This is a genomic window from Paenisporosarcina sp. TG-14 (assembly GCF_000297555.1).
In the GTDB taxonomy this organism is placed as follows: Bacteria; Bacillota; Bacilli; order Bacillales_A; family Planococcaceae; genus Paenisporosarcina; species Paenisporosarcina antarctica.
In genome coordinates, this window is sequence record NZ_AMGD01000120.1 from 1 (window position 1) to 878 (window position 878).

1 protein-coding gene is annotated in these 878 nt (G+C 37.1%); it reads right to left on the reverse strand.

Annotation, left to right across the window (positions count from 1 at the left end):
- On the reverse strand, window positions 1-878 hold an 878-nt coding region (locus tag C406_RS19785), incomplete at both ends, for an ATP-binding protein (RefSeq protein WP_443146810.1).

Genomic DNA, 878 nt, shown 5'->3' on the forward strand with positions numbered 1-878 from the left:
TCATTTGAACGTACACGTGTAGCTAGCAATGATTGATGGGCATCACGGAAAGTCGTATCGGTTATTAACACATCTTTTTGTTCGTGAATCCACTTAACTAGTCCTTCTGCTCCACGTTCAGTTAGGATTTGTTTCGTCCCAGGTGTTGGTGGAACTAATAAATCAATTTTTGGTTTTCTTGGAACGGTAAACACTGGCTTTGATGCTTTTTCTATTCCAGGGAAACCATTCACTGTTACGTTTCCGATATAATTTAATAGTTTTGTTCCACGGTCTTTACGAAGTGGGAACAAGAACAGTTCTGGTGTTGAATCAATAAAGCTCGTATTAAAATTACCTGTAATAAAGTTTTGATGTTTAACGACATTCCCTAAAAATGGAATGTTCGTTTTAATTCCACGAATACGGAATTCTTGTAAATTTCGGTCCATTTTTGCAGCAGCTTCTTTAAACGTTTTGCCCCATGTTGATACTTTTACAAGCAAAGAATCGTAGTATGGTGAAATGACAGCTCCTTGGAAGCCATTACCAGCATCTAACCGAACTCCAAATCCTCCACCAGAGCGGTACACCATTAATTTCCCTGTATCAGGCATAAAATTATTTAATGGATCCTCTGTTGTCACACGAGATTGAATAGCAAACCCGAATAACGGAATTTTTTCTTGAGTAGGCATCCCAATTTCTTCTTCAAATAAAGATGAACCATCTGCAATATGAATTTGAGAATGGACGATATCAATTCCCGTTATCATCTCTGTAATGGTATGTTCTACTTGAATTCGCGGATTCACTTCGATGAAGTAAAACTCATCTCCTGAAACCAAAAATTCCACTGTTCCAGCGTTTATGTATTTTACATTATTCATTAATTGAAC